The sequence below is a fragment of the Sinorhizobium sp. RAC02 genome (assembly GCF_001713395.1).
Lineage (GTDB): Bacteria > Pseudomonadota > Alphaproteobacteria > Rhizobiales > Rhizobiaceae > Shinella.
In genome coordinates this window covers 2,952,715-2,978,192 of sequence record NZ_CP016450.1, presented here as the reverse complement: position 1 = coordinate 2,978,192, position 25,478 = coordinate 2,952,715, and the positions used below count along the sequence as shown (strand labels likewise).

The following is a 25,478-nucleotide window of genomic DNA, read 5'->3' as shown; positions in this document are numbered from 1 at the left end:
GACCGGACGCGACGACGGGTCCGGACGAAGGGGAGGTTCCGATGGGCAGGCACGAAAGCGATCCCGCCGCAACGCCGGTGATGACGGCGGGCGGCGCGCTGCTCGCCCGGCTGAAGGCCGTCGGGGTCGACTATATCTTTGCCAATTCCGGCACGGATTTTCCGCCGATCATCGAAGGGCTTGCCGAGGCCGAAGCCAAGGGTATCGCGCTGCCGCAGGCGCTCGTCATGCCGCACGAGGGGGCGGCCATGGGCATGGCGCACGGCTATTATCTGGCGACCGGCCGCGCCCAGGCGGTGATGGCGCACACCAATGTCGGCCTTGCCAATTGCGCGATCGGCGCGATCAACGCCGCCATGGAGCATATCCCGGTCCTGCTCTTCTCCGGCCGCACGCCCGTCACCGAACGCGGGCGCAAGGGGTCGCGCACCGTGCCGATCGGCTGGGGACAGGAAATGCGCGACCAGGCGGCGCTGGTGCGAGAGGCCTGCAAGTGGGACGACGAATTGCGCGTACCCGAGCATATCCCGCAGATGGTCGATCGCGCCTATGCCATCGCCTGCTCCACGCCGCGCGGGCCGGTCTATATGAGCCTGCCGCGCGAGGTGCTGTGCCAGCCTTGCCCGACGGAGGGGCTGGACGCGCCGGCCACGATGGCGCCGGCAATCTTCGTGCCGTCACCGAAGGACATCGAGACAGCGGCGCGGCTGCTGGCGGAAGCGGAAAACCCGGTGATCTTTGCGCAGCGCGGTGCGGGCTCGGCCGAAGGGTTTGCCGCGCTGGCAGCACTTGCCGAGGCGTGGGGCATTCCGGTCTGCCAGTACTGGGCGGTGCAGCTTGCTATCGCGACGGACCATCCGATGGCGGCGCAGGCCGATCCCAAGCCGCTGCTCGACAAGGCGGATGTGGTTCTGGTGCTCGACGCGCTCGCGCCCTGGTCGCCGGATGCACATCCGCTCAAACCCGGTTGCAAGGTCATCCAGCTCGCGCAGGACCCGCTCTACCAGCGCCAGCCGGTGCGCTATTTCCGCTCGGACGTAACACTTGCCTGCGATGTCGATGCGGGCCTTCTCGCGTTGAAGGCGGCGATGGATCTGCTGCTGCCCATCCATCGGGCGAAGGCCGAGCGGAACGCCCGGGAGGTCGCGGCGCGCAATCGGGCGGCTCGTGCCGGCGTGCTTGAAACGGCACGGCGCGGCAACGGCACACCGATGACGAAGGATTTTGTCTCGCTGACACTGTCGGAGGCTTTGGCCGGGCGGGATGCGACGGTGCTGTCGGAACTCGGCTGCCCCATGGCGCCGATGACACTCGCCCATCACCAGGCCTGGTATCAGGAGCCGCATTCCGGCGGACTCGGCTGGTGTTTTCCGGCAGCGCTCGGCATGCAGCTCGCGCGGCGCGACCGGCTCGTCGTCGCCACCATGGGCGACGGTTCCTACATGTTCGCCAATCCCGTCGCCTGCCACCAGATTGCCGAAGCCCTCGACCTGCCGATCCTCGTCCTCATCGTCAACAATGCGGAATGGGGGGCGGTGCGCCAGTCGGTGCTGGGCCTCTATCCGGACGGCTATGCGGCAAAGACCAACCGCATGCCGCTGACCGCACTGTCGCCGGTGCCGGATTTCGTCAAGGTCGCGGAGGCAAGCCGGGCCTATGCCCGCCGCGTGACCGACGGTGCGGCGCTGGCCGGCGCCATTGCGGAGGCGCTCGAGCATATCGAGACGAAACGGACGCTGGCGCTCATCGACGTGCAGGTCCGCGCCTGAACCAGACCCATGCAAGGAGGAAACCATGCCCGAACTGGCGACCCATGAATTCTGGAAGGACCTGAAGCCGATCGACAAGGTGTTTCAGCCGGATGCCCTGCCGGAAGTCTACCTGCAGAACGCGCCGACCGAAGACGAGCGCTATTACGTGCCCTTCACCGAAACCGTCTCGTCGCGCCCGCTGTGGATTTCGCCGACGCAAAACAAGTGGTGCGACATCCTGATGGCCAAGAAGGCCGGGCTGGTGAACCGCCACTACCATCCGCACGAGGTCTTCGCCTACACGATCTCCGGCAAGTGGGGTTACCTGGAGCACGACTGGACGGCAACGGCCGGCGATTTCGTCTACGAGACGCCGGGCGAGGGCCACACGCTCGTCGCCTATGAGCATGAGCAGCCGATGAAGGTGTTCTTCCAGGTGACGGGGCCGCTGATCTGGCTCGACGAGAGGGGCGAGCCGGACGGTTTCTTCGACGTGCACAACTACATCGCGCTCTGTCGCGACCACTACGAGAAGGTCGGGCTCGGGCGGGACTATGTGGAGCGGCTGTTCCGATAGTTTTTCGCGTGTTCCATGCGGAACAGCGCGTTGCGGGGCAATGTGGGAAAGTCTGATCACTGGATGAGAGAGGCTCATCCCCAACCAGAGATCAGGAGAGACCCCATGCGCAAGTTCATCGTTTCCGCCACCGTTGCCCTCGTCGCCGCCGTGTCCTTCGCCGCTCCCTCGCAGGCCGGCTATTACAGCTACGGCTACGAGCCGTACTGCTTCATCAAGAAGGTCAAGGCCTACGACTACTATGGCAATGTCGTCATCAAGCGGATCAAGGTCTGCAAATAAGCCGTATCGTCGCTGACCTCCCCAAAAGCCCGGATGTCCCCTGCATCCGGGCCTTTTGACGTGGTGATAACCGGCCCGGTTGCAAATGCCGCCGCCCGATGGTACCCGTTGTCTCGTTCGCAACACGAAAGAGAGGGGCTGCGCGTGAAGACCGACTTCCTGCCACATCGTACGCATGGCCCTGATTTTGCCCTGCAAATGCGTTTGCAGGGCTGATCGGAACGAACGCTTTCTTCTGGTCTGCCCTTCCCGGCGATGCGCTGACGTGCCTTCAGGTGTGCTGCCGCATCAGATTTCATCGGGCCTTTTCGCGTGACTGACGGCTGATGCCGCGCCGCGGGGGTCCTGAAAGACCAGAGAATTCCCATGTCGCTTCTCAATATCCGCGCGCTCGGCGTCACGCTGTCCACCACCCTCTTTGCCAATCTCAGCCTCTCCGTCGCTGCCGGCGACCGGATCGGTCTCGTTGCTGCCAACGGGCGTGGCAAGTCGACCCTGCTGAAATGCATCACCGGCGAGTTCGAGCCGACGACCGGCGAGATTACCCGCGCGCGCGGCCTCACCGTCGGTCATATGGAGCAGAACCTGCCTGCCGGGCTCGAAACGCTCACCTTCCGCGACGCCGTGCTGGGCGCGCTTTCGCCCGAGCAGCAGGAGAGCGAGGGCTGGCGCGCCGATGTGACGCTGGAGGAGCTGGAGGTGCCGGAAGCGCTGCGGGAGCGCCGGCTCGATGCCTTGAGCGGCGGCTGGCAGCGCATCGCCCTTGTTGCCCGCGTGCGCGTCGGCGAACCGGACCTGCTGCTGCTCGACGAGCCGACGAACCATCTCGACCTCTCGAAGATCGCCCTGCTGGAGACCTGGCTCGCGACGCTGCCGCGCGACATGCCGGTCATCATCTCCAGCCATGACCGCGCCTTCCTCGATGCCGTGACCAACCGCACGCTGTTCCTGCGTCCCGAGCGGTCGCCGCTGTTTGCTCTGCCCTATTCCGAGGCCCGGGCGGCGCTGGACGAGATGGATGCGGCCGAGGGGCGGCGCTACGAGCGCGACATGAAGACGGCGCAGCAGCTTCGCCAGCAGGCGGCAAAGCTCAACAATATCGGCATCAATTCCGGCAGCGACCTGCTGGTGGTGAAGACCAAGCAGCTGAAGCAGCGGGCGGAGAAGATCGAGGATGGGGCAAAGCCGGCCCATCTGGAGCGTTCCGCCGGTGCGATCCGTCTCGTCAACCGCGGCACCCATGCCAAGGTGCTGCTGACGCTGGAGGATGCGGCGGTCGAAACGCCGGATGGCACGCCTCTCTTCCGCACGGGCCAGAAATTCATCTGCCAGGGCGACCGCATCGTGCTGCTCGGGCTGAACGGCGCCGGCAAGACACGGCTGGTCGGCCAGTTGCGTCGGGCGATCGAGGCGGCGGGGGCAAGCCTTCAGGGCATCAAGGCGACGCCATCGCTGGTGCTCGGCTATGGCGACCAGGCGCTTTCCGATCTCTCCGACACGGAGACGCCGCACGGCACGATCATCCACCGCTTCGACGTGGGCGACCAGCGGGCGCGCAGCCTGCTGGCGGGCGCCGGCCTGTCGATCGAGATGCAGGCGCGACCCGTGGGGCAGCTCTCCGGCGGGCAGAAGGCGCGGCTCGGCATGCTGGTGCTGCGGCTCACCAACCCGAATTTCTACCTGCTCGACGAGCCGACCAACCATCTCGACATCGAGGGGCAGGAAGCGCTGGAACGGGAACTGACGGGAAGCGAGGCAAGCTGCCTCTTCGTCTCGCACGACCGTGCCTTCGTGCGGGCGGTGGCAAACCGCTTCTGGGTGATCGAGAAGCGGCGGCTTGTCGAGGTGGACGGCCCGGAGGACTTTTTCGCCGAAGCTGCTTTATCCGCGTGAGAGGATGCGCGGATCGGCGCGAAAATCCTCACGGGAAAAGCCGATGCGGCGCGGCGGGTGGTCGCACAAAGCCTGCACGCCGAGCGCCGACAGCCGGATGCGCCAGGTCTGGCGCTCCACCGGTTTGGGGGCGGCAAAGGCCGTCGCGGTCAACAGCGCCATGTTCGTGCCGGCACCCGGGTCACGCACCGAGCGGTAGAGGATGGCGGAGACATCCGCCGTCCTTGCGCCATCGGCCAATGACTGACAGGCGGCGTAATCGGTCGGGTGCGTCCAGAGGGTGAGGTCGCGGTCGAGTGGCGGGACGGTCAGGTCGATTGCCGCGTCCGTGCGAATGGCGACGGAGAAGGCGGTGTAGTCGGCGGCATTGCCCGGCAGCGGCGTTGCGGGCGATTCGGCGAAGAACAGCAGCCGGTAAAAGGCCATTTCGGCGAGCGCCGTCTCCACCGACAGGGCGGCATAGTAGACACCGAGCGTGCGCCCGGCGCGGCGGAAGCGCGAGCCGTGCGGATAGACCGCGCCGTAGCGGAAGGGTGTGGCGAGCAGATAGTCGAGGCCGGCACATTCCGGCGGCAGCACCGGCTTGCTCTCCTCCAGAATGTCTTCCAGCAGTGCCTGCTCGTCCAGCGTATCGACGAGTTTCAGCGTCGAGACGCGGTGCTGTGCCTCGACGAACCGCCAGACGTGGCCCGCAAAGGGCCGCGCCTCAGACGAGAGCGCGGCGGGCGTCCAGGTAGGCAAGGACATCGATGAGGCCTGAAATGGAGACGATACGGTCGACGGGGCGCGCGCCGAGCGCGGTGTTCTCTGCCGTCATCCAGGCGCGGGCGACGGTCTCGTCGCCGCCGGTAATGGCGTCGAGCGAGCGGAAGAGGCGCACCAGCAGCACGGCGAGTTCGAAGGGTTTCGTACCGCGCTCCAGCAGCACATCCTGCCGCTTCAGCCGCGACACCGTCGCCTCCGAAACGCCGATGACGCCGGAGAGGATGCGCGCGGTCAGCCCCAGCCGATCCGCCGCACCGACAGCCGCCTTGGTGAGCACCGAGCCTTCTGCATTGGTCTGTGGAATGGGGTTGCGTTGCATGGTCGAAATCCTTTCACTGGAAAGAATGTAGCATATATTTTTCCAATGACAAGGTTTCGTGTCCTAGATGCTCATGCCGCCGTCGACCATCAGCATCGTGCCGGTGACGAAACTCGCCTGATCGGAGGCGAGGTAGAGCACCGCGCGGGCGACTTCGTCGGGGCTGGCATGGCGGTCCATGGGGATGAGCCTGTTGAAGAACTCCGTTCCATCCGCGCCGATCGCGGCTCCCAGGCCCTGTTCCACGGCAAGCTGGAAACCGTTGTCAACGGGGCCGGGATTGACGGTGTTGACGCGGATGCCGCGCGGCGCGAGTTCCTTGGCAAGGCAGCGCATCAGGCCGGTCTGGGCGTGCTTGGCGGTGATATAGGCATAGACGCCCGCATCGCCGCGCGTCGCCGCCACGCTGGACGTGATGACGATGCTGCCGCCGCTTCGCATGTGGGGGACGGCGCACTGGGCGGCAAGAAACGCGCCACGGACATGCACGGCCTGCACCTTGTCGAAGAGTTCGAGCGGATAGTCGGCGATGGGCGCCACGATGCCGAAGATGCCGGCATTGGAAAACAGCACGTCGATGCCGCCGAACCGGGCAACGGCAAGGTCGACATAGGTCCTGGTGGAGGCCGCGTCCGTGACATCCGCCACGGCAAGCGCTACCCGGTCCTGCGGCAGGGTGGCCGCGGCGCGTTCCAGGCCGGCACGGTCCTGGTCGACGAGCACGACATTGGCGCCCTCGGCGAGGAAGAGCCGGGCGGTGGCGAGGCCGATACTGCCGGCGCCGCCCGTGATGATGCAGGTCTTTTTGTGAAGAAGCGCCATGGCTCAGATCGGGTAATGGATCGGGCCGTCCTGCACGGTAATCCAGCGCAATTCGGTGAATTCGGCAATGCCGGCCTTGCCGCCGAAGCGTCCATAGCCGGATTCCTTGACGCCGCCGAAGGGCATCTGCGCTTCGTCATGCACGGTCGGGCCGTTGATGTGGCAGATGCCGGATTCGATGCGCCGGGCGACCTGCATGGCGCGGTTGACATCCCGGCCGAAGACGGCGGCCGAGAGGCCGTATTCCGTGTCGTTGGCGACGCGAACCGCCTCGTCGATCGAGCCGACACGAATGACGCTGACGACGGGGCCGAAGCTTTCCTCGCCATAGATGCGCATGGCTGGCGTCACGCGATCGAGCAGGGTGGCATCGACGATGGTGCCTCGGACGCTGCCGCCGGCGGCAAGCACCGCACCCTTGCCGACCGCATCGCGGATGAGTTGCTCGAGGCGTTGCGCCGCGTGCGCATCGACCACCGAGCCGAGCGGCGTGTTGCCCTCGCGCGGATCAACGGCGACGAGGGTTTTTGCCTTTTCCGCCAGTGCCTCGACGAAGCGGTCGGCGATTGTCTCATCGACGACGATGCGCTCGGTCGACATGCAGATCTGGCCCTGGTTCATGTAGGCGCCGAAGGCGGCCGCCGCGACGGCGGCGTCGATATCGGCATCGTCCAGCACGACGAAGGGCGCCTTGCCGCCGAGTTCGAGCAGGGCGGGCTTGAGATAGCGCCCGGCCGTCTCGGCGATGATGCGGCCGACGCGGGTGGAGCCGGTAAAGTTGACACGGCGCACGGCGGGATGGGCGATCATCGTCTCGACGATGGCGGCGGCATCCTCCGGCGCGTTGGAGACGGCGTTGAGCACGCCCTCCGGCAGGCCCGCGTCATGCAGCGCATCGACGATCAGCCGGTGTGTGCGCGGGCAGATTTCCGAGGTCTTCATGACGACCGTGTTGCCGCAGGCAAGTGGGGTGGCGAGCGAGCGCACGCCGAGGATGACCGGCGCATTCCACGGCGCCATCGACAGCACCACGCCGGCCGGCTGGCGCAGGCCCATGGCCAGCGAACCGGGGCGGTTGGAAGGGATGATCTCGCCGGTGATCTGCGTGGTCAGCGATGCCGCCTCGCGCAGCATGTCGGCGGCAAGGCCGACATTGAACATTGCCCAGCCGGCCGTGGCGCCCGTCTCCGCGGCCATGGCGGCGACGAAATCCGGCGTCTTCGCCTGCAGCTTGTCGGCAGCGGCGTTGAGCAGCCTGCGCCGCTGGCCGGGGCCGGTCGCCGCCCAGGCGGGGAAGGCCTTGGCCGCGGCGTTGACGGCCTGGCGCGCATCGTCCAGCGAGGCGGCGGCGACTTCGGACGCGACCTCGCCGGAAATCGGGTTGATGCGGGAGAAGGTGCGCCCGTCGGAGGCCGCCTGGTCGAGGTTGTTGATCTTCAGTCCAAGGACAGACATGTTTGGCTCCCTGCTCAAAATTCAGACGGTTGCGCCGAGGAACGCACGCTTCACTGCGTCGTCGTTCATCAGCGCTGTTGCGGTGTTTTCGCCCACAATGCGCCCGGCCTCCATGAGGTAGCCGCGGTCGGCGAGGGAAAGGCTCAGTTTCACGTTCTGCTCGACGATGAGGAGGGCCAGCCCGCTTTCGCGCACGCGGCCGAGGGCTGCGAAAAGCTCGCCGACCACGACGGGGGCAAGGCCGAGGCTAGGCTCGTCGAGCATGAGGAGATCGGGCTTCGACATCAAGGCCCGGCCGATCGCCACCATCTGCTGCTCGCCGCCCGACATGGTGTTGACGAATTGCTTTCGCCGGTCGGCAAGCTTGGGAAAGAGCGCATAGACGAGGTCGCGGCTTGCCTTGCCGTGCGCACGGGCACGCCTGGCATAGGCACCGAGCGCGAGGTTTTCTTCCACCGTCAGGTCGCCGAAGACGCCGCGGCCTTCCGGCACCAGCGCGATGCCCGCTTCGAGCACGAGATGGGCGGGCCGGTTGACGATGTCGGTGCCGACAAAGCGGATGCCGGCGCCGGGATCGGGCTTGACGAGGCCTGCTGCCGCCTTGAGGAGCGAGGATTTGCCCGCCCCGTTCGCGCCGAGGATGACGACCGTTTCGCCCTTGCCGACCGTGACGGCAATCTGGTCGAGCGCGAGGTGCTGGCCGTAGTGCAGGGAGAGGTCGCGGATCTCAAACATGGCCGTCTCCGAGATAGGCCCGCACCACCTCCGGGTCCTTCAGCGTCTCCGCCGTCGGGCCATCGGCGATCTTGCGGCCGGCGTTCATGACGATCGAGCGGCCGCAGAGCGCGCGGATGGCATCCATCACATGCTCGACGAGCAGCACGGTGATGCCGCGATCCTTCAGCGACAGGATGAGGTCGATGCCGGTCTTGAGTTCCGTCGGGTTGAGGCCGGCGAGCCATTCGTCGAGCAGCAGCAGTTCCGGCTCGGCGGCGAGCGCCCGGGCAAGCTCCATGCGCTTCTGGTCGATATAGGTGAGAGAGCCGGCCGGCCGATCGGCCCGCCCGGCGAGGCCGACGGCGGAAAGGTGGTGGAGCGCCGCATCGCGGGCGGCTGCACCCCACAGCCGCTGTCGGCCGAAGGCAAGTGCTGCGATGACGTTTTCCGCCACCGTCAGCGAGGGCAGGGCGCGGACGAGCTGGAAGGTGCGGGCTACCCCCTTTTTCGCGATGCGGTTCGGGCCAAGCCCGGAGATCGCGTCGCCGTTGAGCGCGATCCGCCCGCCGGTCGGCGGCAGGAGGCCGGAGATCATGTTGAGCACGGTCGTCTTGCCGGACCCGTTCGGCCCGAGCAGGCCGACGACCTCGCCGCGTTCCAGCGAGAAGGAGACGGCGTTGACGGCGGTGAGACCGCCGAAGCGCTTGGTGAGGCCGGTGAGCGCCAGGAGTTCGCTCATTGCCCGCCTGCCTTTCTCGTCCGGCCTTCGATGGCGGCCAGAACGCCCTTCGGCAGCAGGAAGACGATGGCGATGAAGACGAGGCCGAGGATGATCGGATAGTGGTTCGGGAAATTGGCCGACAGCCACTCGAAGAGCAGGAAAAGCGGGATGGCGCCGAGCAGCGGCCCCCAGAGGCGGTCCGCGCCACCAAGCAGCGCCATGATCAGCGTCAGGAACGAGATGGTCGGGTTGAAGACGATGCTCGGCTCGATATAGGTCCAGCGCGGTGCCTGGATCGCGCCCACGAGGGTGATAATGACGGCGCTGGTGGCGAAGAGCGCGAGCTTCAGTCTGGTGATGTCGATGCCGCAATGGCTGGCCACCACCTCGTCGTCGCCGATGACCTTCAGGGCAAGGCCCCAGCGGGTCCGGCCGATTCCCCAGGAGATGAGGAAGGTGGCGGCGGCAAGCGCCAGCAATTGCCAGTAGATGCCTTCGGGCGTCACGGGCAGGAAGATGTAGCGGCCGAGCGTGCCGGTCACGTTGACCTCGTACCAGGTGACGACCTGGCGGATGAGTTCTGCAAGACCGAAGGTGAAGATGACGAAATAGACGCCGGCGAGCCTAAGCGTCGAGAGCCCGACGACGAGCGCCACCGCAAGGCCGATCAGGGCGGCGACGAGAAGGACAAGCGGGTAGGGCAGGGTCTCGCTGAGCACGCCCACCGTATAGGCGCCGATGCCGAAGAAGGCGACGGTGGCGAGCGAGACATACCGCGTCGGGCCGGAAAACAGGCCCCAGGCGGTGGCGAGCACCACATAGCCCGTCATGCCGATCATCAGCGTCACGGCATAGGGGCCAGCGAAGAAGGGCAGGGCTGCGAGCGCCGCGAGGGCGAGGCCGGCGACACCAAGGCCGAGGAGGGTACGGACGGTCATCGCGCAGCCCTCCCGAACAGGCCCGCCGGGCGCCAGAGCAGGATGGCGAGGAAGATCAGGTAGGTGGCGGCAAGCGTCAGGCCGGGATCGACATAGGTGGCGACGAAGGTTTCCACGAGACCGAGGATGAGGCCGGAGAGCAAAGCGCCCAGGACGTTGCCGACGCCGCCCATGATGACGACGATCAGCGCCTTCATGGTGAAGACGACGCCGGCCGTCGCGGTGAATGTCTGGTACATGGAGATGACGACGCCGCCGGCGGCGGCGAGCGCCCCGCCGATCGCGAAGGCGAAGCGGGCCGCGCGGTCGACGTCGATGCCGACGAGCGGCGCGGAGGTGGGCGACACGGCAACGGCGCGCAAGGCAGTGCCCCAGAGGGTGCGGGTCAAAAGCAGATAGAGGCCGCCGCCGAGCACGATGGCGAGAAGGAAGGCGAGCAGGCGGTTGGCGGCGATATTGGTGCCGAGCACGTTCACGCCGACATTGAGATAGCTGTAGCTCGTATAGTTGCTGCCGAAGAGCACCAGCATGACACCCTGCAGGACGAACAGCAGGCCGAAGGTGGCGAGGATGGAATCGATCTCGAGGGTCTCGCGGTTTCTGGCCCGGCGCACCAGCGGGCGCATCATCAGGCCATAGACGAGATAGCCGAAGGCGAAGCCGAGCGGGACGGCGACGAGAAGGCCGAGCACCGGGTTGATGCTAGAGCCGCTAAACAGCACATAGGCGAGGAACGCCGCCGCGATGATCGTCTCGCCATAGGCAAGGTTCATGATGCGCGCGATGCCGTATTGAAGCGTCAGCCCCATGGCGAGCAGTGCGTAGGTTCCGCCGAGCACGAGCCCGGACAACACGGCCGTGACGAGCATGGCCACTCCTTACATTTGGGCCGGGCGAGCCGCCGGGCTTTTAATTTCTGACAGAATGCCCTTCATCCGCCCTGCCGGCCACCTTCTCCCCGCTTGCGGGGAGAGGTTTAGGGTGAGGGGCAATCTCGCCTATCCGGTTCGCATGGAAGGAAGGGATGGGCCGGTCCGCCGATGCCCGCTTCCCAAGCTTCCGCAACAACGGTGCCGCTACTTCTTCCAGGCCTGCCGTGGCAGGATCGGCGGGCTGGCACCGGCGCGGTCCACGGGCGCGATGCCGACGAACTGGCCGTTCTGCCACTGGCCGGTCCACCAGAGGGTACGAAGCTGGTTGTTCTCCATCTTCGTCTCGCCGAGCACGGTCTGGAACGTGCCGGTCGACAGTTCCGCCGACACGGCCTCTCGGTCGAGGCCCTTGCGCTTGATCGCCTCCTGCAGCATCTGCAGCGAGGCGTAGGTGATGACGCTGCCCCAGTAATCCGGACCTTGTCCTGTCACCTCTTCATGACGCTTGCGATAGGCGGCATTCTCCGCATTGGCCGGGTCGATGCCGCCGAGGCTCATGATGCCGGTGGCATTGTCGCCATTGTTCTTGCCGTAGATGGGGAAGCCGGTGCCGACGCCGAGATAGAGCAGTTTGGGATTGAAGTCCGCGACCTGGCTCTGCTGGGTCAGCGCGAAGGTGTCCGGCGGGTAGGAGAAGGCGACGAAACTGTCGGCGCCGCTCGCCTTCGCCTCGTTGATCATCGGCGTGAAGTCGGAGGTGCCGATCGGGTAGGTCTTGTCATAGACCACCTCGATGCCGGCCGCCTCGAAGGCCGGGCGGGCGGCGGTCACGAGGTCGATGCCGAAACCATCGGCGACCGAGACCATGGCGACCTTGTTGTTGAGCGTGCCGTCGGCGGCCGCCTTCTTGATGATGCCGGCGAGCGCGCCGGCATAGTCATGGCCGCCGCCGAGCATCCAGAAACTCTTCGTCCAGCGCTTGACGAAATCCGGCGCCTTGTCGGTGACGGAGGAGACGGCAAGCTGCGGATAACCGTAGCGGTCGAAGAGGGGGGCGGCAGCGAGGTTGAAGCCCGTGCCCCAGGGCGCGAGGATAAAGTCCGCCTCGTCCTGCGTGGCGAGGCGCTCGACGGCACGCACCAGTTCCTCGGAGGCGGAGCGATCGTCATATTCGATTACCTCGATCGGCAGCTTCTTGCCATCCGGCAGTTCGAGCCCGCCGGCGTCGTTCACGTCCTTCACCCAGAGCTGGTAGTTCGGCAGCGTCGTGATGCCGGCGCCGCCGGCATTGGGGCCGGTCTTGGAAATGGCGTAACCGATCTTCACGGATGTGCGGTCCTGGGCGAAAGCGCCCGGTGCAGCGCCTGCGGCCAGCAAGATCGAGGCAGCCGCCATCACGCGCAGGACATGCCTGCGTTGAACAGATTTCATTGTCGATTCCTCCCAAAAGGCCTGCTCTTCCGGCAGGCGGCGCGTCACGCGGGCAGCGGCCCCGTTCTCCTCCGGGCCTTCTGCCGCTTCCTGACAAATGGAAGGTTAGCCGCCGGCAAGGGTTTGCGGAATAGACTTTTACAAGAGATACTTGTACTTTTCACGGGTAAGGAGTTTTGGCCATGCCGTTCCAGGACAGTCTTGCACCGCAGCATCGCCCTCTCGCCAATGCGCCGCCCCTGCCGACGGAGGCGCGGCTTTTCCGCGGCGCCCTTTCCCAATCCGGCTGGACGTTTCGCGGCGGCCGCAACCGTGTCTTCCTGCTGCTGTCGGGAAGCGGGCGTGTGTCGCTCGGCGGCACCGATCTCGGCCTTTCCGGTCCCTCGCTCGTCTGGGCGCCGGCCGGCGCGCGGGGCTCCGTGACCTTCGATGCGGGGGCGGAGGGGGCAGCATTGGCCATCCCGGAACTGGCGCTCGGTCCCGCCATGCCGACGGGCGCCATTTTTGCCGAGGTGCGCGATGCCGTCGCCCGGCCGATCCTCGGCGCCCGGCTGGCGCTCCCCGATGCCAGAAAAATGTTGCAGACGGTGGAGACGATCGAGGCGGAACTGCGCGAGAACGCGGCGGGCATGCAGGAGGTGGTGCGTCATCACCTGGCGTTGCTGCTGATTGCCATCTGGCGCCGCGCCAACCCGTCGACGGAAAAGCCGAAACCTTCGCCGCGCGCCACGGTGCGCAGCTTCCTGCACCTGGTGGAGCTGCACATGCGCGAACAATGGTCGCTGGCTGACTATGCCAACGTTCTGGGTGTCACGCCGGACCGGCTCAACACAGCGGTGCGGCGCGCGACGGGCCGCTCGCCGATGGAACTGATCCATACCCGGCTGATGATGGAGGCGGAAATGCTGCTCGACGGATCGAGCCTGCAGATCGCCGAGGTGGCGGAAGCCCTCGGTTTTCGCGATGTCGCCTATTTCAGCCGGTTCTTCAAGCGGCTTGCCGGCGTGTCGCCGCGCGCCCGCCGGGCGGGCCTCGTCAGCCGCCAGGTGCGCGAGGAGACGTCCTATGCCGCCTGGCCCTGAGGCTCAGAACAGCGTTTCGTAGATATCCGGCTTGAAACCGGCGGTAAGCTGGCCATCGCGGTCGAGGATCGGGCGCTTGATCATCGAGGGCTGCGCGCGCATCAGGGCGATTGCCTTCTTTGCATCGAGGTCCTGCTTGTCGGCATCGGGAAGCGCGCGGAACGTGGTGCCGGCGCGGTTCAGCACGGTTTCCCAGCCAAGTGCGTCCACCCAGCGCTTGAGGCTCGCGTCGTCGATGCCTTCGGCCTTGTAGTCGTGGAAGTCATAGACCACGCCCTTGGCGTCGAGCCAGGTCCGCGCCTTCTTCATCGTGTCGCAGTTCTTGATGCCGTAGATCGTGACGGTCACGCGTCTCTCCCGATTGTGTCAGTCGCGCTTTCTTAGAGCGACGAGGCCGTCACGTCACCCCGAGATAACGCCCGGGGCGGTGATTGATCGCGAGCGTCATGTTGACGACGACGGCGGCCAGAACGGAAAGGGCGAGGCGATCGAGCGGAATGACGAAGAACGCGGCAGCGAGGATGGCAAGATCCACGATGAGCTGGAAATAGCCGGCGCGGATACCGAAACGGTCCTGAAGGTAGATCGCCAGCACGTTGATGCCGCCGAGCCCGGTGCGGTGGCGGAAGAGGATGAGCAGGCCGGCACCGGACAGTGCTCCGCCCATGACGGCCGCGTAGAGCGGGTCGAGATGGGCGAAGGAAACAAGTTCCGATGTTAGCCGGGTAAAGATCGATACAAGCGTGACGGCGGCAAAGGTGCGCAGCGTGAAGGCCCAGCCGAGCTTTTTGACGGCGAGGATGTAGAAGGGCAGGTTGATGGCGAAGAACAGCCACCAGAAGCTTATGCCGGTCGCATATTGCACAAGGAGTGCCAGGCCTGCGGTGCTGCCGGCAAGCAGCACCGCCTTGGTGTAGATCACCACGCCGAGCGCCATGAACAGCGTGCCGACGACGATGGCGATGGCATCCTCGTAGGCGGAATGACGCTCGGGCGTTGCGATCTCGACCGACATGGCGACCTCAGAGGCTCAGGAATTTCTCGATGACGGCATCGACTTCCGCCGACTTGAGACCGGCAATGTTGATCCGGCCGGAGGTCGGCATGTAGATGGCGTGCTCGGCACGTAGTTTCAGCACGTCCGCTTCTTCGAGCGGCAAAAGCGAGAACATGCCCTCCTGCTCGCGCACGGCCGTCAGCACCTGCCAGCGGCGGGACAGGCCGGCGGCCAGCCGCTCGCGGATCGAGGTGATGCGCAGCCGCATGGTTTCGATTTCCTCCATCCAGTCGGCTTTCAACGCCTCGTCGCCGAGGATCATGCTGACGATGGCGGCACCGTGGTCCGGCGGCATGGAATAGCTGGTGCGGGCGAGCGCAGCGAGGTTGGTGCGCACGGAAAGCGCGGTCTCGGGGTTGCTGCAGGCGGCATAGATCGCGCCGGTGCGCTCGCGGTAGAGGCCGAAGGATTTCGAGCAGGAGACGGCGACCAGTGCTTCGGGAACAGCGGCAAGCAGCGTGCGCAGACCGGCGGCATCCTCGTCGAGGCCGCGGCCATAGCCCTGATAGGCGATATCGACGAGCGGCAGCAGGCCACGCGCGGCGATAAGGTCGGAGACGGCGCGCCACTGGTCGGCGGAAAGGTTCGCGCCGGTCGGGTTATGGCAGCTGGCATGCAGCAGCACGGCATCACCGGCGGCAGCGCCCGACAGCGCCTCCATCATGCGGTCGAATTGCACGGCCTGGGAGGGAATGTCGAAGAACGGGTAGGTGATCACGTCGAGACCGGCAGCCTTGAAGATGCTGGCATGGTTCGGCCAGCTCGGCAGGCCGAGCCAGACGCCCTTGGTGCCCATGCGGGCCATCAGGTCGGCGGCAAGGCGCAGGGCCCCGGAGCCGCCCGGCGTCTGGAGGGCTGCGGTGGCGCGGCCGCGGCCTGCCTCGCCCGTCGTCAGCGCCCAGAGGCGTTCAAGGAAGAGCGCGTCGCCTTCCGGGCCGATATAGGCCTTGGTCGGCTGCGTTTCGACGAGGCGGCGTTCGGCCTCCTTCACGGCGCGGAAGATCGGGGTCGCACCCGTCTCGTCGCGATAGACGCCGACGCCGAGGTCGACCTTGCCGGCCCGCTCGTCGGCCCGGAAAAGGCCGATCAGGGCAAGCAACGGATCATCGGGCTGGCGGGTGAGGGCGTCGAACATGGCCGGTTTCCTGTGCGTGTGGGGTGTCAAAGGGGTGTAGGACAAAGCCTCCGCAAAATCGACCATGATATTGCGGGAAGGGCGCAAGAAGCTTTTGTATTCTTGCCGCTACCCGCTAGATTTATGCAGGTTTTTGCGTGAGGGACGAATATGGACAAAATGGCGGGTGACGAGGTCGTGCTGGACCAGACGGACCGGCGCATCATCCGCCTGCTCGTCGAGGATGCCGGGCTCTCCAACAACCAGCTCGCGGAGAAGGTTGGCCTGTCCCCGGCACCGCTGTCGCGCCGGCTGGCGCGTCTGGAGGCGAGCGGCGTGATCCGCCATACCGTGATCGTCGATCCGCGTGCAGCCGGCATCGGTTTCCAGGCTTTCCTGGAGGTGACGCTGGAGCGCACGGCGCCGAAGGTCGGCGAGCGCTTCATCGATCTCGTGCGGCGCATGCCGGAGGTGGTGGAATGCCACACGGTCGCCGGCGATTTCGATTTCCTGCTGAAGATCGCGGTAAAGGATGTTGCCGACTACCGTCGGCTGCTGTGGAGCGAGTTCGAGCGCATCAGCGAGATCAAGACGCTGCGCTCGACCATCCTGCTCGACAGCCCGAAGATGCAGGTGAGCGCACTTCCCTGACGCCTGGCGCGAAACCTTTCTCGGCCCACGGAGGTTGCCGATGGAGGGAAAGCGCCCATATGATGGACTGCGTCACCAAGGAAGGGCTCGTGGACAGAAAGTCGAACGACAAGGTCATGTCGGCCGCGCTGCTGTCGGCCATCCGCAACCGCCGCGGCCACCGGCCGCCGGAAGCCAATCGCCCGGGCGATACCGTGATCGCGTCCTACAACGTGCACAAATGCATCGGCGTCGACCGGCGTTTCGATCCGGAACGCACGGCAAGCGTGATCGCCGAGATCGACGCGGACATCATCGCCATCCAGGAGGCGGACAAACGCTTCGGCGAACGCTCGGGACTGCTCAACCTCGAAATCCTGGAGCGCGACTGCGGCCTCGTGCCGGTGCCTATCACCTCGCTCTCCTCCACCGGCCATGGCTGGCACGGCAACATGATCATGATCCGCAAGGGTGCGGTCGGCGCCGTGCGGCAGTTGAAGCTGCCGGGCGTGGAGCCGCGCGGCGCGCTGGTCGTGACGCTCGATCTGCCGGTCGGGAAACTCCGCCTCGTTGCCGCGCATTTCGGGTTGTTGAAGCGCTCGCGCGAGCAACAAGCCATGGCGATCCTTGCGTCGGTCGCCGAAGAGGAGCAGATGCCGACGCTGCTCGTCGGCGATCTCAACGAATGGCGCGTCGGTCGGCGCTCGTCGCTCTCCCGCCTTCAGCCGACCTTCGATCCGGCCTCCGGCGCAGTGCCGAGCTTTCCGTCACGGTTTCCGGTGCTGGCGCTCGACCGGGCGCTCGGCCATCCGCACGATCTCGTCACCTCGGTCGAGGTGCATGATTCTCCGCTCGCCCGTGTCGCCTCCGATCACCTGCCGATCAAGGCGCATATCGATCTGAAAGTTGTCTGGGAACGCTCGCTCAGGCTCACAGATACGGTGAGCCAAGCCATGTGACGCGCTCCACGAGGCGCTGCGCAAAGGGGCGGGCCCGGAGCTCGTCGAGCTTCACCTCCACCGCCTCCGAAAGCGCGGCACCGATGCGGCGGCCGATGAGATCGGCGAAATCCGCATCCACCACCTCGATATCCACCTCGAAATTCAGCCGCAGCGAGCGCGGATCGATGTTCGACGAGCCGACATAGGACCAGACGCCGTCGACGACGGTCAGCTTGGAATGGTTGAAGGCACCGGAGGCGCGCCAGATGCGGCAGCCGTGTTTCAGCATCTGGTCGAACTGTGCGGTCATCGCGAGATCGACGAGCTTCAGGTTGTTGGCCGACGGCACGACGATGTCGATCTCCACACCGCGCCGCGCCGCCGTGACGATAGCGCTGATCAGCTCGCGGTCCGGCAGGAAATAGGGCGACATGATGTGGATGTGCTTCTTGGCGACGGAAACGGCGCCCATCAGCACGCGGTGATTGGTCTCCAGGCTCTTGTCCGGCCCGGAGGGCACGATACGGGCGAGCATGCCGTCGCCCGGCGCATCCGGCGGCGGCGCGATCTGCCAGGCTTCGTGGGAAAGCTCGTCGCCACCGGAAAAACGCCAGTCCTCGTAGGCAATGCGGAAGAGGTCGCTGACAATGGGACCGGTGATGCGAAAATGCGTGTCGAGCGCCGCCGCCTCGCCGGAAAATTCCGTGCAGAAACCGGCGCGGATGTTGAGCCCGCCGGTGAAGGCGATGCTGCCATCGACGATGAGGATCTTGCGGTGGGTGCGCAGGTTCGCATAGGGCAGGCGCAGGCCCATGACGATATTGCCGTTGAAGACATCCGTCGGCACGTTCGCCCGCTGCAATTCCGAGACGATCGAGGGGATGGAGTAGCGCGCGCCGACCGCATCGATCAGCACGCGCACCTCGACACCGCGCGCGACCGCCGCCGACAGCGCGCGCACGAAGCGCTCGCCGGCCTTGTCGCGGTCGAAAATATAGGTTTCGAGCAGGATGGAGTGTTCGGCGGCGTCGATGGCAGCGAGCATCGCGGCATAGGCCTCGTCGCCGGTCGACAGCACCGCAATGCGGTTGCCCGAGGTGAGCTTGCAGCGCCCGACCGTGTCGCCGAGGCGCTGCATCGCGGCAAGCGCCCCGCCATAGGCCACCTGCATGTGCGCGTTGGAGACGTCGTACTCGGCCATGTGATGCCAGCCGGCAGCGAGCAGTCCCTCACGGCTGAGGTTGAGCGTCTTGCGGCGGATGCGGTTCACCCCGCCGATGGCATAGATCAGCGGACCGACGACCGGCGAGAGCATGATCACGCCGACCCAGCCGATGGCCGCGCGCACCTCTTCCTTCGTCATGGTCGCATGAATGGCCGCCGGCACGCCGAGGATGATCGACAGGGCGACGAGGATATGCGGCCAATAGGCGGAAAGCGTTTCAAACATGATGCGTGCGGATCATCCAAAGTGCGGCAGTCGATGCTGCCGCCCCTATATATTGCGCCGGACGAGCCGAAGGCGAGGGCCAAGTGCATGCCCCAGCAAAATTCTCTACCGGAGGATGTTCAGTCCTCCAGCGTACCCGGCTTGCGGTCCTTGCGCGTCGCCTCATAGCAGGCGATCTTCATCAGGTCGTCGCCGCGCCGCGCATAGCGGGCGGAGCTGCGGGTGGCGATCAGGCCGTCATGCCCGGCCTTGACCTCCAGCGTGCCATCGGCTGCGCCGGGCCGCGTGATCAGTGTCGCCAGAAGATCGCCGGCCTTGACCTGTTCACCGATATTGCGGTGGAAGAGGATCGTGCCGGGCTCGGGCGCGCGCACCATCTCGATATTGTCGAGTGGCAGCGCCGGGCCGGTGTAGGGCTTGGCCACATGTGCCGGGTCTGCCACGACGCCGCGACCGGCAAGGAAGGCCCACAGGCCGTCCGCATCGCGCTTCGCCATGTCCGGATAGACATCGCGCCGGCCGCGCAGCTCGACGGTGACCGCAAGGCGGCCCGGTACGGATTTGAGCTTCTCGCCGCCCTGATGCTTGAAAGCGTGGCCGACGGCCTCCTCGAAGGCGGTGCTTTCGCCGTCCGAGAGGAATACGGCCTGCATGTCGAGCGCGCCAGCGAGATCGGCCGCCTCCGGCCAGAAGGCGTCGTCGATATAGGCATATTGCAGGGATTCGTCGTCGCAGTGCAGGTCGATCACCAGATCGGCTTCAAGCGCGGTGTGCAGCAGCCTGCGCTTCAGTCGGTCGGCGGCGCTGCGGCGATCGAGATCTTTCAGAAGCGTTTCACGCTCGGAAAGGGCGACCAGCGGGAAGTCGCGGTTGAAATTGGTGCGCGAGCCGAGATCGAACCGGCCCTGCATCTCGCCGAAATGCGATTGCGCAAGGCCGATCGGGTTCGCCTGCGGGATGACGGTGGTGTCGCCAAGGATCGCGCCCTCCGCATCCGCCTTGCGCAGCCTTTCCAGCAGGAAGTGCAGGAGGGCGGTGCCCGGCAGCTCGTTGGCATGCAGCGCCGCCTGGAGATAGGTGGACGGTGCCTTGGCGTCGCGGCCCTTGAAGCGGAAGACGGGCACGCGCCATTCGATGCCCGCCGTATCGCCGCTGATGATGATCTCCGAAGTCTCCACGTCGTTTCCTCGCTGACACGTTTTTGCGACGGTTTATGCGAATTGGCGGCCTCTGGCGCAAGCCCCGGCAAGAAACGGGTTGAAAGCGGCCGGGCAAAGCCCGATCTTTCGATGAAACGGGAAGGAGCCGAACCATGACCGGCAAAACCTATTATCGGATCTTCGACACCGACGGCGGCCCCTGCGGCATCGCCTGGACGGCGGCGGGCGTTTTGCGCTTCCAGCTGCCAGGCGACGATGCGGCGACGACGCGCCGCCTGCTGCTGCGCCACCTGCCGGAGGCGGAAGCCGCCGAGCCGTCGCCTGCGGTTGCCGAGGCCATTGAAGGCGTCAGACGCTATTTTGCCGGCGAGCCCGCGGATTTTTCCGAGGTACCGCTCGACCTTGCCGGCCAGAGCGACTTTTTTCGCGCGATCTACGATGCGGCGCGCCGCGTGCACTGGGGCGAGACGACGACCTACGGCACGCTCGCCCGCGATCTCGGTGCCGGTCCGGAAATGGCCCGCGAGGTCGGCCAGGCCATGGCGAAAAACCCCGTCGCCCTCATCATCCCCTGCCACCGTGTGCTGGCCGCCGGCGGCAAGGTCGGCGGCTTCTCCGCGCCCGGCGGCGCCTCCTCCAAGCTGAAGATGCTGGCTCTCGAAGGCATTTCCTTCACGCCGCCGGAACCGGCGCAGTCGTCGTTCGGGTTTTAGTGGGCTTGCGGTGGTCCGGGCAGTGCCGGGCTGATCAGGCCGGCCAGCTTGTCCGGATTGCGCGTAATATAGATTGCCGTGATGCGGCCTTGCACGATTTCCACGGCCGTGGTCTGCAAGTAGCCGTCGGTACGGCTGAGAAAGCCCGGCAGACCATCGATGACGGCATGGCCGATGAACTCCATGCGCGGCCCCAGCTTGCGCGCAAGCCCGAGATAGAGGCGCACCAGACGGTCGGCACCATGGATCGCGTTCGGAAAGGCCAGCACCTTGCCGCCGCCGTCCGAGCGGAGCGCCACATCGGCGGCGAGCATGGAACCGAGCGCTGACGCATCGCCCAGGCGGCAGGCCTCGAAGAAGGCGCGGACAAGCGCCTCGCCGTCCTCCCGTGCGATCTCGTAGCGCGGCCGGTCGATCTGCACATGCGCCCGCGCCCGGGCGGCCAGTTGCCGGGTTGCGGCCGGGCTTCTTTGTAGCGTGGCCGCCACTTCATCCATCGGCTGGTTGAAGACGTCGTGCAGCAGAAATGCCGCGCGCTCCAGGGGCGAAAGGCGCTCCAGCGCCACCATCAGGGTGAGCGTGATGTTGTCGGCCCGCAGCTCGTCATCCGCCGGCTCGATCAGCGGTTCGGGCAGCCAAGTGCCGGGATAGGTCTCCCGGCGGGAGCGGGCGGATTTCATGGCGTCGAGGCAGAGGCGCGAGACGATGCGGGTCAGCCAGGCGGCGGGCTCGGCCACCGCCTCGCGGTCGCTGCGGTGCCAGCGCAGCCAGGCCTCCTGTACGATGTCCTCCGCCTCCGAATGCGATCCCAGCATTCGATAGGCGAGACGCAGCAGCCGGGGCCGCTGCATCTCGAAGACATCCGTGGAGGGGTCAAGCGGCATGGCGCTGCTCGGTCGGATGTTGCGCGCGGAACCCGACCTGCACGCGGTTCCAGACATTGATCGCGCCGATGGCGACGGTCAGCCAGGCCTGCTCGTCGGGCGTGAAGGCGGCCTCGACGGCTGCCCAGTCCGCATCGGGGGCATGCGTTTCAGCCACCAGCGTCAGGGCTTCGGTCCAGGCCAGGCGGCTCGCTCGCGCGGCGAGTAGAATGACGAGTCGCGCCAGCCGGCAAGCAGGTGCAGGCGCATCGCTTCCTCGCCGTCCTTCAGCGCCTCTCCCACATGCATGTGGATGCAATAGGCGCAGCCGTTGATCTGGGAGGCGCGTATTTTGACCAGGTGCACGAGCGTCGCATCGAGCGGGCTCGCCTTTATTGCCGCTTCCAGGGAAAACATCGCCTTGAAGGCCGGCTCTGCACGTTTGAAATAGTCGGTCATGCGCGGTGACATTCCACTCTCCTTTTCGTTCACACATGGCCATGACGAGGCAGCAGTGCGCGATGTGACATGGCCGCCGAAATTTTTAGACAAGACGGGTTTTGCCGCACCCCATCTGGATTACGGCGCGCAGGCAAAGAAAAAGTCCCGGCGCGTGGCACCGGGACCCTGTTTCTGTCTATTCGCTCTGAGGGATGCCCGGGAAGCGGCCCGTCATTCCCACTCGATCGTGCCCGGTGGTTTGCTGGTCACGTCATAAACGACGCGGTTGATGCCGCGGACTTCGTTGATGATGCGGGTGGCGGCGCGGCCGAGGAAGTTCATGTCGTAGTGGTAGAAATCGGCGGTCATGCCGTCGACGGAGGTGACGGCGCGCAGCGCGCAGACGAATTCGTAGGTGCGTCCGTCGCCCATGACACCGACGGTCTGGACGGGGAGCAGCACGGCAAAAGCCTGCCAGATTTTGTCGTAGAGGCCGGCCTTGCGGATCTCGTCGAGATAGATGGCGTCGGCGTCGCGGAGGATTTCCAGCTTGTCGCGGGTGATGCCGCCCGGGCAGCGGATGGCGAGGCCAGGACCGGGGAAGGGGTGGCGGCCGATGAAGCTGTCCGGCAGGCCGAGTTCGCGGCCGAGCACGCGCACTTCGTCCTTGAAGAGTTCGCGCAGCGGCTCGACCAGCTTCATGTTCATGCGGTCAGGCAGGCCGCCGACATTGTGGTGCGACTTGATGGTGACCGAGGGGCCGCCGGTGAACGAGACGCTTTCGATGACATCCGGATAGAGCGTGCCCTGGGCGAGGAATTCCGCGCCGCCGAGCTTCTTGGCTTCCTCTTCGAACACTTCGATGAACAGGCGGCCGATGATCTTGCGCTTGGTTTCCGGGTCGGAAACGCCCTCCAGCTCGCCGACGAAGCGGTCGACGGCATCCACATGGATGAGGTGCAGGTTGTAGTGCTCGCGGAACATGGCGACGACGTCGGCCGCCTCGTTCTTGCGCATCAGGCCGTGGTCGACGAGGATGCAGGTGAGCTGCGCGCCGACCGCCTCATGAATGAGGAGGGCCGCAACGGAACTGTCGACGCCGCCCGACAGCGCGCAGATGACCCGCTTGTCGCCGACCTGTTCGCGGATCGCTTCCACGGCGCGGGCGCGGTAGGCCGACATCGACCAGTCGCCCTTGATGCCGGCGATCTTGTGCACGAAGTTCGACAGCAGCTTTGCGCCATCCGGCGTGTGCACCACTTCCGGGTGGAACATGGTGGTGTAGTAGCGCTTCGCCTCGTTGACGCAGATCGCGAATGGCGCGTTTTCCGAAGTGCCGATGATTTCGAAGCCCTCGGGTGCCTCGGTGACGCGGTCGCCGTGGCTCATCCAGACGGGGTATTTCTTGCCGACTTCCCAGAAACCGTCGAAGAGCGGGCTGTCCTTCAGGATTTCCACGTCAGCGCGGCCGAATTCGCGGGCATGGCCGCCTTCGACATTGCCGCCGAGCTGCAGGCTGAGTGTCTGCTGGCCATAGCAGATGCCGAGGATCGGCAGACCCGAATCGAAGACCACCTGCGGTGCGCGGGGGCTGCCCTGGTCGAGAACCGAGGCGGGGCCGCCGGAGAAGATGATCGCCTTCGGCTGCATGCGGTGGAAGGCTTCTTCCGCCGACTGGAAGGGGATGATCTCGCAATAGACGCCTGCTTCACGCACGCGTCGCCCGATGAGCTGGGTCACCTGGCTGCCGAAATCGATGATGAGAACGCTGTCGGGAGTGGCTGTCTGGGTCATGGCGAGCCTTTAATGAAAAACCGCGCGCCGCGCAACGGGGGAAGGCCGGATTTTCAGCCCTTCAACACGATGGTGCCGTCGAGAACGGCCGCTTCCAGCCGGTCGACGGCGGCGGCGAGCTTCTCGTCGATGACACCAAGGTATTCCGTCCAGTCGCCGATATGGGTGAGTTCGGTCTTGCCGTCGGAAATGCCGCGCAGGCCGATGAGGCGCACACCGAAGGCCTGGCAGGCGCGCAGTTCGGCGTAGGTTTCCATCTCCACCATGTCGGCGTCGATGCCCCTGTAGGCGGGACCGGAGACGATGTTGGCGCCGGTCGAAAGGCGGGCTTCGGGGATGCCGGGAATGCGGACGGGAAGTATTACTTCCACGGGTAGGTCGAGGAAGGGCGTGGCGCCCTTGGTGAAGCCGAGCGCCGAGGCGTCCATGTCGCGATAGGAGACGGCGGTCGCCTGATAGACGCCGGTCTGCTCCAGTGTGGCGGAGCCGGCGGAGCCGAGCGAGACGACGAAATCAGGCAGCTGGGCCTCGGCTTCGAGGTGGCAAAGCGCCAGCGTCAGCTGTACCGCGGCCTCGACCGGGCCGACGCCCGTCATGAACGGCGTGATGCGGGCCTTGAGGTGCGGCCCGTATTCGGCGTCCGCCGCCATGACATAGAGGATGCGGTGCGCGCCGACCGTCTTCAGGACGACGCTCATTCGGCGACGTCCTCGCGGCCGCGCACCACCATCATGGTGCCGGTCATGGAGGCGATGAGCTTTGCCGGGCCGTCCGAGATGGCATAACCGCGCCCGTCGGCGACGATGATGTTGGAGCCTGGCTTGGTGACCTCGCCGCGGAACAGGAAGCGGTCGCCACGTCCGGGTGACATGAGGTTGACCTTGAACTCGATGGTGAGGATCGAGGCATCCGCATCGATCACCGAATAGGCAGCGTAGCCGCAGGCGGCATCGAGGGCGGCGGAAATGATGCCGGCATGCAGAAAACCGTGCTGCTGCGTCAGCTTCTCGTCGAAGGGCAGCTCGATTTCCACCGTGCCGTGCTCGACGCGGGTCAGCTCGGCGCCGATCAGTCGCAGCGCGGGCTGCCGGTCGAAGCTTCGGGTGATGCGGCCGGCAAAATCGGCGGGCGGAAAATCGGTCATGGTGCACACATGTCTGCCGGCGCGCCGGCCTGGAACGGAGTTGATCGACGTTTGCACGGCCCATGCTGCATCGCAAGCGTCTTTCAGTTCAATGCGATAATTGCCGCATTGAGGGCCGTCGCGAAGAGCACCCAGGCGAGATAGGGCAGGAAGAGCAGGGCTGCCGTCCGGTCCTGCCGCCAGGAGACCGCGATGAAGCCTGCGACCGAGGTGAGAAGGCCGAGGATGATGATCATCGCCGACATCGGATCCTGCAGGCCGAAGAAGGCCGGCGACCAGGCGAAATTGAACACGAGCTGGGCGAACCAGAGGCGCATCGCGATCGACCGGCGGAGCGGGGAAAGCCATGTGCGGGCGCCCACCACGCCGATGATGACGTAGAGAAGGCTCCAGGCCGGCGCGAACACCCAGTTCGGCGGGTTGAAGGACGGTTTTGCCAGCGATTGATACCAGTCGCCCGGCACGTTGTTGGCACCGATCAGGAGACCGCCACCGAGGACAAGGATGATGAAGAGCAGATAGACGAGGGGTTTGTTGTTCATGCGC

At 65.9% G+C, this 25,478-nt stretch carries 27 protein-coding genes and 1 pseudogene; 8 read left to right on the top strand and 20 right to left on the bottom strand.

Annotated features, from left to right (window positions below; translation table 11 throughout):
• Window positions 1-41: 41 nt before the first annotated feature.
• The 4 genes from BSY16_RS14330 to BSY16_RS14320 all read left to right on the top strand — a co-directional run bounded on the left by BSY16_RS14330 (window position 42) and on the right by BSY16_RS14320 (window position 4,503).
• On the top strand, window positions 42-1,769 hold the full coding sequence (locus tag BSY16_RS14330) for a thiamine pyrophosphate-requiring protein (protein WP_069060284.1): 1,728 nt from the start codon (window positions 42-44) through the stop codon (window positions 1,767-1,769).
• Window positions 1,770-1,794: 25 nt separating this feature from the next.
• Window positions 1,795-2,328: a 2,4'-dihydroxyacetophenone dioxygenase family protein gene (locus tag BSY16_RS14325; protein ID WP_069060283.1), complete on the top strand. Its 534-nt coding sequence runs from the start codon at window positions 1,795-1,797 to the stop codon at window positions 2,326-2,328.
• A 105-nt stretch (window positions 2,329-2,433) separates the two neighbouring features.
• Entirely contained in the window at window positions 2,434-2,610 is a 177-nt protein-coding gene (locus BSY16_RS32460) for a hypothetical protein (RefSeq protein WP_171902420.1), read from the top strand.
• A 366-nt stretch (window positions 2,611-2,976) separates the two neighbouring features.
• Window positions 2,977-4,503 (top strand): ABC-F family ATP-binding cassette domain-containing protein, encoded by a 1,527-nt coding sequence (locus BSY16_RS14320; protein WP_069060282.1) that lies wholly within the window; start codon window positions 2,977-2,979, stop codon window positions 4,501-4,503.
• On the opposite strand, the gene BSY16_RS14315 is transcribed toward BSY16_RS14320, so the two are convergent.
• The 9 genes from BSY16_RS14315 to BSY16_RS14275 all read right to left on the bottom strand — a co-directional run bounded on the left by BSY16_RS14315 (window position 4,492) and on the right by BSY16_RS14275 (window position 12,543).
• Entirely contained in the window at window positions 4,492-5,250 is a 759-nt protein-coding gene (locus BSY16_RS14315; RefSeq protein WP_069060281.1) for an RES family NAD+ phosphorylase, read from the bottom strand. The two genes, BSY16_RS14320 and BSY16_RS14315, sit on opposite strands and share 12 nt — an antisense overlap.
• Window positions 5,210-5,587, bottom strand: a complete 378-nt coding sequence (locus BSY16_RS14310; protein ID WP_069060280.1) for an MbcA/ParS/Xre antitoxin family protein — start codon at window positions 5,585-5,587, stop codon at window positions 5,210-5,212. Before BSY16_RS14310 ends, BSY16_RS14315 begins: the two co-directional genes overlap by 41 nt.
• Before the next feature lie 63 nt (window positions 5,588-5,650).
• Entirely contained in the window at window positions 5,651-6,409 is a 759-nt protein-coding gene (locus BSY16_RS14305) for an SDR family NAD(P)-dependent oxidoreductase (RefSeq protein WP_069060279.1), read from the bottom strand.
• A 3-nt stretch (window positions 6,410-6,412) separates the two neighbouring features.
• Complete coding sequence (locus BSY16_RS14300) at window positions 6,413-7,864, bottom strand: aldehyde dehydrogenase (protein WP_069060278.1); 1,452 nt, start codon at window positions 7,862-7,864, stop codon at window positions 6,413-6,415.
• Window positions 7,865-7,885: 21 nt separating this feature from the next.
• On the bottom strand, window positions 7,886-8,599 hold the full coding sequence (locus BSY16_RS14295) for an ABC transporter ATP-binding protein (RefSeq protein WP_069060277.1): 714 nt from the start codon (window positions 8,597-8,599) through the stop codon (window positions 7,886-7,888).
• Window positions 8,592-9,320 carry an ABC transporter ATP-binding protein gene (locus BSY16_RS14290; RefSeq protein WP_069060276.1) on the bottom strand — a complete coding sequence of 243 codons (729 nt, stop codon included), beginning with the start codon at window positions 9,318-9,320 and terminating at the stop codon, window positions 8,592-8,594. The genes BSY16_RS14295 and BSY16_RS14290 overlap by 8 nt, the downstream gene beginning before the upstream one ends.
• Complete coding sequence (locus BSY16_RS14285) at window positions 9,317-10,240, bottom strand: branched-chain amino acid ABC transporter permease (protein WP_069060275.1); 924 nt, start codon at window positions 10,238-10,240, stop codon at window positions 9,317-9,319. Before BSY16_RS14285 ends, BSY16_RS14290 begins: the two co-directional genes overlap by 4 nt.
• On the bottom strand, window positions 10,237-11,109 hold the full coding sequence (locus BSY16_RS14280) for a branched-chain amino acid ABC transporter permease (protein WP_069060274.1): 873 nt from the start codon (window positions 11,107-11,109) through the stop codon (window positions 10,237-10,239). The genes BSY16_RS14285 and BSY16_RS14280 overlap by 4 nt, the downstream gene beginning before the upstream one ends.
• Window positions 11,110-11,316: 207 nt before the next feature.
• Window positions 11,317-12,543 (bottom strand): amino acid ABC transporter substrate-binding protein, encoded by a 1,227-nt coding sequence (locus tag BSY16_RS14275; RefSeq protein WP_069061552.1) that lies wholly within the window; start codon window positions 12,541-12,543, stop codon window positions 11,317-11,319.
• Window positions 12,544-12,725: 182 nt separating this feature from the next.
• On the opposite strand from BSY16_RS14275, the gene BSY16_RS14270 reads away from it, so the two are divergent.
• Window positions 12,726-13,625: a helix-turn-helix domain-containing protein gene (locus tag BSY16_RS14270; RefSeq protein WP_069060273.1), complete on the top strand. Its 900-nt coding sequence runs from the start codon at window positions 12,726-12,728 to the stop codon at window positions 13,623-13,625.
• Window positions 13,626-13,628: 3 nt separating this feature from the next.
• Here the strand turns inward: BSY16_RS14270 and BSY16_RS14265 are convergent, their stop codons facing one another.
• The 3 genes from BSY16_RS14265 to BSY16_RS14255 are packed head-to-tail and all read right to left on the bottom strand — an operon-like array spanning window position 13,629 to window position 15,817.
• Window positions 13,629-13,973, bottom strand: coding sequence for an ArsC family reductase (locus BSY16_RS14265; protein WP_069060272.1), 345 nt, complete (start codon window positions 13,971-13,973; stop codon window positions 13,629-13,631).
• A 49-nt stretch (window positions 13,974-14,022) separates the two neighbouring features.
• Window positions 14,023-14,640: a YitT family protein gene (locus tag BSY16_RS14260; RefSeq protein ID WP_069060271.1), complete on the bottom strand. Its 618-nt coding sequence runs from the start codon at window positions 14,638-14,640 to the stop codon at window positions 14,023-14,025.
• Window positions 14,641-14,647: 7 nt separating this feature from the next.
• Entirely contained in the window at window positions 14,648-15,817 is a 1,170-nt protein-coding gene (locus tag BSY16_RS14255; RefSeq protein WP_069060270.1) for an amino acid aminotransferase, read from the bottom strand.
• Window positions 15,818-15,976: 159 nt separating this feature from the next.
• Here BSY16_RS14255 and BSY16_RS14250 point away from each other — a divergent pair, with 159 nt between their 5' ends.
• Both BSY16_RS14250 and BSY16_RS14245 read left to right on the top strand, forming a co-directional pair.
• Window positions 15,977-16,447 (top strand): Lrp/AsnC family transcriptional regulator, encoded by a 471-nt coding sequence (locus BSY16_RS14250; RefSeq protein ID WP_069061551.1) that lies wholly within the window; start codon window positions 15,977-15,979, stop codon window positions 16,445-16,447.
• Between the two features lie 116 nt (window positions 16,448-16,563).
• Complete coding sequence (locus BSY16_RS14245; protein ID WP_069061550.1) at window positions 16,564-17,385, top strand: endonuclease/exonuclease/phosphatase family protein; 822 nt, start codon at window positions 16,564-16,566, stop codon at window positions 17,383-17,385.
• Here BSY16_RS14245 and BSY16_RS14240 read toward each other — a convergent pair.
• Together BSY16_RS14240 and BSY16_RS14235 are read right to left on the bottom strand one after the other, a co-directional pair.
• Window positions 17,357-18,817, bottom strand: a complete 1,461-nt coding sequence (locus tag BSY16_RS14240) for a phospholipase D-like domain-containing protein (protein ID WP_069060269.1) — start codon at window positions 18,815-18,817, stop codon at window positions 17,357-17,359. The two genes, BSY16_RS14245 and BSY16_RS14240, sit on opposite strands and share 29 nt — an antisense overlap.
• Window positions 18,818-18,936: 119 nt before the next feature.
• A complete protein-coding gene (locus tag BSY16_RS14235) occupies window positions 18,937-19,995 on the bottom strand; it encodes a M14 family metallopeptidase (RefSeq protein ID WP_069060268.1) in 1,059 nt (352 codons plus the stop codon).
• Window positions 19,996-20,129: 134 nt separating this feature from the next.
• On the opposite strand from BSY16_RS14235, the gene BSY16_RS14230 reads away from it, so the two are divergent.
• A complete protein-coding gene (locus tag BSY16_RS14230) occupies window positions 20,130-20,690 on the top strand; it encodes a methylated-DNA--[protein]-cysteine S-methyltransferase (RefSeq protein ID WP_069060267.1) in 561 nt (186 codons plus the stop codon).
• Here the strand turns inward: BSY16_RS14230 and BSY16_RS14225 are convergent.
• The 6 genes and pseudogenes from BSY16_RS14225 to BSY16_RS14200 all read right to left on the bottom strand — a co-directional run bounded on the left by BSY16_RS14225 (window position 20,687) and on the right by BSY16_RS14200 (window position 25,474).
• Complete coding sequence (locus tag BSY16_RS14225; RefSeq protein ID WP_069060266.1) at window positions 20,687-21,574, bottom strand: sigma-70 family RNA polymerase sigma factor; 888 nt, start codon at window positions 21,572-21,574, stop codon at window positions 20,687-20,689. The two genes, BSY16_RS14230 and BSY16_RS14225, sit on opposite strands and share 4 nt — an antisense overlap.
• Window positions 21,564-22,024, bottom strand: a pseudogene (locus BSY16_RS14220) (carboxymuconolactone decarboxylase family protein). The gene BSY16_RS14225 and the pseudogene BSY16_RS14220 overlap by 11 nt, the downstream one beginning before the upstream one ends.
• A 201-nt stretch (window positions 22,025-22,225) precedes the next feature.
• Window positions 22,226-23,788: a glutamine-hydrolyzing GMP synthase gene (gene guaA / locus BSY16_RS14215; RefSeq protein ID WP_069060265.1), complete on the bottom strand. Its 1,563-nt coding sequence runs from the start codon at window positions 23,786-23,788 to the stop codon at window positions 22,226-22,228.
• Between the two features lie 53 nt (window positions 23,789-23,841).
• A complete protein-coding gene (locus BSY16_RS14210) occupies window positions 23,842-24,486 on the bottom strand; it encodes a 5'-methylthioadenosine/S-adenosylhomocysteine nucleosidase (RefSeq protein ID WP_069060264.1) in 645 nt (214 codons plus the stop codon).
• Window positions 24,483-24,932 carry a PaaI family thioesterase gene (locus BSY16_RS14205; protein ID WP_069060263.1) on the bottom strand — a complete coding sequence of 150 codons (450 nt, stop codon included), beginning with the start codon at window positions 24,930-24,932 and terminating at the stop codon, window positions 24,483-24,485. The genes BSY16_RS14210 and BSY16_RS14205 overlap by 4 nt, the downstream gene beginning before the upstream one ends.
• 83 nt (window positions 24,933-25,015) lie before the next feature.
• Entirely contained in the window at window positions 25,016-25,474 is a 459-nt protein-coding gene (locus tag BSY16_RS14200; RefSeq protein ID WP_069060262.1) for a TspO/MBR family protein, read from the bottom strand.
• Between the last annotated feature and the right edge of the window lie 4 nt (window positions 25,475-25,478).

Coding starts and splice junctions, on each gene's coding strand:
- BSY16_RS14330 (WP_069060284.1), top strand. CDS start 42: ATGGGCAGGCACGAAAGCGATCCCGCCGCAACGCCGGTGATGACGGCG.
- BSY16_RS14325 (WP_069060283.1), top strand. CDS start 1,795: ATGCCCGAACTGGCGACCCATGAATTCTGGAAGGACCTGAAGCCGATC.
- BSY16_RS32460 (WP_171902420.1), top strand. CDS start 2,434: ATGCGCAAGTTCATCGTTTCCGCCACCGTTGCCCTCGTCGCCGCCGTG.
- BSY16_RS14320 (WP_069060282.1), top strand. CDS start 2,977: ATGTCGCTTCTCAATATCCGCGCGCTCGGCGTCACGCTGTCCACCACC.
- BSY16_RS14315 (WP_069060281.1), bottom strand. CDS start 5,250: ATGTCCTTGCCTACCTGGACGCCCGCCGCGCTCTCGTCTGAGGCGCGG.
- BSY16_RS14310 (WP_069060280.1), bottom strand. CDS start 5,587: ATGCAACGCAACCCCATTCCACAGACCAATGCAGAAGGCTCGGTGCTC.
- BSY16_RS14305 (WP_069060279.1), bottom strand. CDS start 6,409: ATGGCGCTTCTTCACAAAAAGACCTGCATCATCACGGGCGGCGCCGGC.
- BSY16_RS14300 (WP_069060278.1), bottom strand. CDS start 7,864: ATGTCTGTCCTTGGACTGAAGATCAACAACCTCGACCAGGCGGCCTCC.
- BSY16_RS14295 (WP_069060277.1), bottom strand. CDS start 8,599: ATGTTTGAGATCCGCGACCTCTCCCTGCACTACGGCCAGCACCTCGCG.
- BSY16_RS14290 (WP_069060276.1), bottom strand. CDS start 9,320: ATGAGCGAACTCCTGGCGCTCACCGGCCTCACCAAGCGCTTCGGCGGT.
- BSY16_RS14285 (WP_069060275.1), bottom strand. CDS start 10,240: ATGACCGTCCGTACCCTCCTCGGCCTTGGTGTCGCCGGCCTCGCCCTC.
- BSY16_RS14280 (WP_069060274.1), bottom strand. CDS start 11,109: ATGCTCGTCACGGCCGTGTTGTCCGGGCTCGTGCTCGGCGGAACCTAC.
- BSY16_RS14275 (WP_069061552.1), bottom strand. CDS start 12,543: ATGAAATCTGTTCAACGCAGGCATGTCCTGCGCGTGATGGCGGCTGCC.
- BSY16_RS14270 (WP_069060273.1), top strand. CDS start 12,726: ATGCCGTTCCAGGACAGTCTTGCACCGCAGCATCGCCCTCTCGCCAAT.
- BSY16_RS14260 (WP_069060271.1), bottom strand. CDS start 14,640: ATGTCGGTCGAGATCGCAACGCCCGAGCGTCATTCCGCCTACGAGGAT.
- BSY16_RS14255 (WP_069060270.1), bottom strand. CDS start 15,817: ATGTTCGACGCCCTCACCCGCCAGCCCGATGATCCGTTGCTTGCCCTG.
- BSY16_RS14250 (WP_069061551.1), top strand. CDS start 15,977: ATGGCGGGTGACGAGGTCGTGCTGGACCAGACGGACCGGCGCATCATC.
- BSY16_RS14245 (WP_069061550.1), top strand. CDS start 16,564: ATGTCGGCCGCGCTGCTGTCGGCCATCCGCAACCGCCGCGGCCACCGG.
- BSY16_RS14240 (WP_069060269.1), bottom strand. CDS start 18,817: ATGTTTGAAACGCTTTCCGCCTATTGGCCGCATATCCTCGTCGCCCTG.
- BSY16_RS14230 (WP_069060267.1), top strand. CDS start 20,130: ATGACCGGCAAAACCTATTATCGGATCTTCGACACCGACGGCGGCCCC.
- BSY16_RS14225 (WP_069060266.1), bottom strand. CDS start 21,574: ATGCCGCTTGACCCCTCCACGGATGTCTTCGAGATGCAGCGGCCCCGG.
- guaA (WP_069060265.1), bottom strand. CDS start 23,788: ATGACCCAGACAGCCACTCCCGACAGCGTTCTCATCATCGATTTCGGC.
- BSY16_RS14210 (WP_069060264.1), bottom strand. CDS start 24,486: ATGAGCGTCGTCCTGAAGACGGTCGGCGCGCACCGCATCCTCTATGTC.
- BSY16_RS14205 (WP_069060263.1), bottom strand. CDS start 24,932: ATGACCGATTTTCCGCCCGCCGATTTTGCCGGCCGCATCACCCGAAGC.
- BSY16_RS14200 (WP_069060262.1), bottom strand. CDS start 25,474: ATGAACAACAAACCCCTCGTCTATCTGCTCTTCATCATCCTTGTCCTC.